Annotated in this window: 6 protein-coding genes; all 6 read left to right on the forward strand. The window is 42.9% G+C overall.

Translation table 11 applies throughout. The features are described from left to right. Nucleotides 1-976: 976 nt before the first annotated feature. Entirely contained in the window at nt 977-1,321 is a 345-nt protein-coding gene (locus tag LPH68_RS25400; RefSeq protein ID WP_032846487.1) for a helix-turn-helix domain-containing protein, read from the forward strand. Further along, on the forward strand, nt 1,305-3,350 hold the full coding sequence (locus tag LPH68_RS25405; RefSeq protein ID WP_151923864.1) for a bifunctional DNA primase/helicase: 2,046 nt from the start codon (nt 1,305-1,307) through the stop codon (nt 3,348-3,350). The genes LPH68_RS25400 and LPH68_RS25405 overlap by 17 nt, the downstream gene beginning before the upstream one ends. A gap of 12 nt (nt 3,351-3,362) precedes the next feature. Further along, complete coding sequence (locus LPH68_RS25410) at nt 3,363-3,716, forward strand: helix-turn-helix domain-containing protein (RefSeq protein WP_032846482.1); 354 nt, start codon at nt 3,363-3,365, stop codon at nt 3,714-3,716. Between the two features lie 265 nt (nt 3,717-3,981). Then, nucleotides 3,982-4,140: a hypothetical protein gene (locus LPH68_RS25415; RefSeq protein ID WP_168169400.1), complete on the forward strand. Its 159-nt coding sequence runs from the start codon at nt 3,982-3,984 to the stop codon at nt 4,138-4,140. A gap of 2 nt (nt 4,141-4,142) precedes the next feature. Further along, a complete protein-coding gene (locus tag LPH68_RS25420) occupies nt 4,143-4,676 on the forward strand; it encodes a GNAT family N-acetyltransferase (protein ID WP_151923863.1) in 534 nt (177 codons plus the stop codon). A gap of 144 nt (nt 4,677-4,820) precedes the next feature. Beyond that, nucleotides 4,821-5,224: ATP-binding protein (locus LPH68_RS25425; protein WP_230297223.1), on the forward strand; the 404-nt coding region annotated here is incomplete at its 3' end.

Raw genomic sequence — 5,224 nt, forward strand, 5'->3', positions numbered from 1 at the left:
TGATGAGTCGGACGCAGAAATTGAATGGATTGGTCGCTGCTTCGCTCAGATTAAAAACATTAAACGACAATCCCTATATATATAACACTTTAATATATAAATAGTACGTGGAGCGTCCAATGTATTATCCAGTTGTTGTCTTGAAATTGGGGATTTCCTGAACTTGGATAATGCCTTAACGCTCTATTTTTATTAAGATTTGAAATAAATCCTAATACAAAGGTAAGGAAAAAATATTTTATTTTCCAAACAAGTTGTGCAAAATAAGTTGTGGCGTGTATTGCTTTTCTTTTTATTGGCTGAGGAATGGTTATCTTTAGTAATCTGTTTCTGTCTGTCGAGTAAGTCTGTATAATTTTTTTGTACCTCTACTTCGGGTCTTGACATTCCTCCTGCTTCATGGCTGATTGTTGTAGGTAGACTATATAATTTTTTCTGTTGTTCATATTTAATGGGGAGTAGAATGGAAATAAGGCCTTTGGATAAGAAGAAAAACCCCTGAAAATCAGAGGCTTAATCTTGTTTTGGTGATCCGCCTGGGGTTTTCACCGTAGCGGTCTATATCTTTGATTTATAAGCTCTTGTAAACCTTGAAAAATTGTACCGTAACGAATTAGTAACGATTTATAGGAACGCTTGTTGTCAGTGAGAGGCATTCGTTTGTCAGCTGTTCTCTGATGCCGCAAAGATAGAGCATTACTTTTTATTTTCCAAACATTTGATTATTAAATCTTTAAAAAAGATCCCCAGTGCAAGGGGCGAACCTATATATATGGATAGGTTTGCCCCTTGCACCGGGCGGATGCTGCATCAGTCCTACAGCCTTGCCGTCCGCCTCGATACCGCCGTTTATGTGAAGCGGTTCCCCTCCTTTTGCGCTGAACCGAAAAAATCATGGTGTAGTACACGTATAGTATCCCATGCGCTGCCTTTTATTGTTATTCTTTTGCAGCAAACATTGAAAATTAAGTTTGTTATGGAAGTTATTACATTTGAAAGCGAAGCGTATAAAGCGCTTGTAGGGAAGATAGAAAAAATCGCAGAGTATGTAGCCGCAGCGCAGTTGCCTTCGGAAGAAAAAAAGGAGGCTTGGCTGGACAGCAATCAACTGGCGGAAGCGTTAGGCATCAGTACACGCACATTGCAACGCCTGAGGGATGAAAACCTGATCAGCTACTCCATGCTGCGTGGACGGTGTATGTACAAGCTGTCGGAAGTCGAACGCTGTCTGGAAGAGCGTACCATTCGGTGCAAACCTCAAACATTGGAGGATTTTCGCAAGAACTACCTAACGAGAATCGGCAATGATAAGAAAGGATGATATACTGAAAATGACGGAAAAGGGCATTTCCGTATTCCGCTATTACCTGCCGGTGGACTTCAAGGTGGGAAAGAACTTCCTGAACCCTTTTTATAAGGATACGAAGGCTTCGTGCAATATTTATTACGAACGTAAGGCCGGTGTGTTTAAAATGAAGGATTTCGGGAACGAGGATTATTCGGGGGACTGCTTTGAGCTGGTGGGCAGGCTGAACGGCCTTAACTGCAAGGAGCCTAAAGAGTTTGTCGAGATCATGGAAATAATAAACCGTGACCTACATTTGGGGCTGTCCGCACATGAGGAATATCATGTGAGCCATAGCAAAGTACCCCAAAAGAATGAAGTGGTATCGGAAGAGCCGAAAGCGAAAAGTGTCCGGCCTTATACTGTCGTGCAAAAGCCCTTTACGGCTGCGGAACTTGCTTTCTGGGGTAAATCGGGTATCGGGGAGAATATTCTGAAAGCGTACCGGACGGTATCGCTAAAGAAGTTCAGCAGTGAGAACCAGGAAAGAAAGCCTTTTTCCTGTATGACAAGCGTCGATGAACCGATGTTCGGATATATGGGTAAACAGCATATCAAGGTTTACCGTCCATGTTCACAAATGCGGTTCCTGTACGTCGGTGATTTTGGCGACAACTACTGTTTCGGGCTGGAACAACTGCCGGCAAAAGGTGATCTGCTCTTTATCACAGGCGGAGAAAAGGACGTGATGAGCCTGGCGGCACACGGCTTCCATGCGATCTGTTTCAATTCGGAAACGGCTTTTATCCCTGCGGCTGTCATACACCGGCTTTCGTTCCGGTTCAAACATATCATCCTCCTCTATGATGTGGACAGTACCGGGCTGAAAAGCTCGGCGAAGCGTGAAGAGGAACTGAAAGAATACGGGGTTAAACGGTTGTTGCTCCCGCTTGCTGGTACAAAGACGGAGAAGGATGTCTCGGACTACTTTATGCAGGGAAACAGCCGTGAGGATTTGATAAAACTTTTTCTGGACTATCTGGAAACCTTATACAGTGAAACCATGTCGGCATTGAAATCCTGCGAGGTGGATTTCAACAACCCGCCTCCCATTGCACAGATGATCGTATCGGTAAATGACGTGCCTCTCGGAACTCAAGGCAACCTGCTTTGTGTCACCGGCGGAGAAGGCACGGGAAAAAGTAACTATGTGGCTGCGTTGATTGCCGGTGCTATCCGTCCCTCCGGAACGGATGTGGATGCGCTGGGCGTTACGCTTCACGAAAATAGCAAGAACAAGGCGGTCCTGTTCTATGACACGGAACAGAGCGAAGTGCAGCTTTATAAGAATATCAGCAACCTACTGCGGCGCTGCGGACGTGAGGTGATGCCGGAATGGTTCAAGGCGTATTGCCTTACGGGAATGAGCCGGAAAGAACGCCTGCTTTCCATTATCCAGAGCTTGGACAAGTACCATTATCAATACGGCGGTGTTCATCTGGTGGTGATAGACGGGATTGCGGATTTGATAAAATGCGCCAACGATGAAGCGGAGAGCATAGCCGTCGTGGAAGAACTGTACCGGCTGGCCGGTATCTATAAAACGTGTATCGTTACGGTACTGCATTTCATCCCCAACGGGCTGAAGCTGAGGGGACACTTGGGAAGCGAGTTGCAGCGGAAGGCTGCGGCAATCCTTTCCATAGAGAAGGACAGCGATCCGGCCGTATCGGTGGTGAAGGCTCTGAAAGTAAGGGATGGAAGTCCGCTGGACGTGCCTATCATGCAGTTTTCGTGGGATAAGGAAAAGGCCATGCACGTCTATCTGGGCGAAAAGCCGAAAGAGGAAAAGGACAAGCGCAAAGAGGACGAGCTTGTAGCGGTGGCAAAAGAGGTATTCAGCCGGAAGCGGTTCGTTACTTACGTGGAGCTTGCGGAAGAAATCCAGTCGATACTGGAGGTGAAGGAGCGCACGGCGAAAAGCTACATCAAGTTCATGCGTGAGAAAGAAATCATTCTGAAATCATCCGATAACCAGAGCTATTATGTTATCGGGAACTTTTAAGGAGGGAAGCGTATGTTAGTAGATAAAACGGAATTTGAAGCATGGATGGAACGTATCATGGGTGAGCTGTACCGCATCTCCCGGAAACTGGACAAGGCGGAAACGAGGGAAAAGCACCTGAACTACCTGGACGGAGAGCGTCTGTATGACAATCAGGAAGTATGCCTGTTGCTGCGCATCAGCAAACGCACTCTGCAACGATACCGGAATAACGGGGTGCTGAAGTTCTATTCGATATATCACAAGACGTATTACAAGGAGTCGGACTTGCACGAGTTCATCCGCAACAACTTCGACGAGAACGAGATAAAACGGCAGGCACGTGAGGACAAGCTGTCCGAGAGCTATCCGCTGCCGAAAGAATAAGTCCATGTTTTTGCTTTGTACCGGTGAAACTACTGCCGTGAGGCAGGAAATCCCAAACTGCGTATTGGTGTTTGTCATGGCAATGACTTCATACAGTTGTGAAACAGGATGAAGTTTCTTTTCTTGTTCGAATGGTGATACTCCAAAGGACAGCGGTCCGGAGGGGTATCTTTTTTTATGTATTTGTCTAAAAATAGGCTGATTAGTTTTTTATAATGAAAGAAAAATGGTATCTTTGCAATGTAATATTAATCATATAAATGCTATGGCTCGACCAATTAAAGAGACTCCGGTCGTAACCGGTAAGGATGCAAAACGCTTTGCGGAAAAAATGGCAAATCTCAAACCTGAAAGCAAGGAAGAGAAAGAAGCCGCAAAGAAAGTTTATGAGAAGTTCAAAGCCATTGCTTCATTCGCATTGTAACAATGGCTATTGAAAATTATGATTTTGTACCGTTAAAGGTAGATACTAACATAAAACCGTTTAAGTGCACAGACAATGACTTAAACGGTTTTTTATTTGATGACTCTCAAAAATATCTGGCAGACTTGATGGCTGTCACCTATCTGCTTGAAGATTTGTCATGCGGAAAAACTGTCGCTTATTTTAGCTTGTTGAATGATAAGATAACTTTTGATCCTGACCAATGTTCTATATGGAACAGATTGAGCAGACGTGTTGCCAATGCTAAACGCAGAAAACATTATCCTGCTGTTAAAATCGGAAGATTGGCTATATCAGAAGAATATGCAGGACAGGGACTGGGAAGGGATATTATTCGTCTTATCAAGTTTATGTTCACTCACGGAAACCGTACCGGATGTCGTTTCATTACGGTGGATGCCTACCATGATGCGGTTGGATTCTATTTGAAGTGTGGATTTGATTTTATTTCGGAGAAAGATCAGAATGAAATGACACGCTCCATGTATTATGATTTAAAGCGTTTTTGGGGATGAATAGCTTATTCGTAGAACAAAACTATGAGAAGGTTTATAATTAAAAATTGTTTTGTGATATAAAAACGATAATCATATGGCATATCTAATAACTTCTTAATATATTTGTTGAATCATATTTCCTAAACTCTAATAAAAACAGCTATGTATAAAGAATTGATTAATGGTGCATTTGTACCGCAAGATATATCTTATCCAACACTAATGAAGAAGCATGTAAAAAAACATTCTTCATATCTTCAACCAATATTTGAGGCGATTAGCAATTCTTTAGAAGCAACATCAGGTAAAGATGACATTATTACCATTAGAATCAACAAGGCAAAAACATTGAATCAAGAACAATACAGTTTTTTGTCTATTGATATTATTGATACAGGAATTGGATTTAATGATGATAACTTTGGACGTCTAAGAAGATTATATGATGAATCTAAAGGGCAAAATAATTTTGGAACAGGACGTGTTCAATATTTACATTTCTTTAATAATACAGATATATATCTGTCTCTTATACACATCTCCGAGCCCACGAGACCATGGCTAAT

This window comes from Bacteroides sp. 1_1_30 (genome assembly GCF_020982715.1).
Classification (GTDB): domain Bacteria; phylum Bacteroidota; class Bacteroidia; order Bacteroidales; family Bacteroidaceae; genus Bacteroides; species Bacteroides xylanisolvens.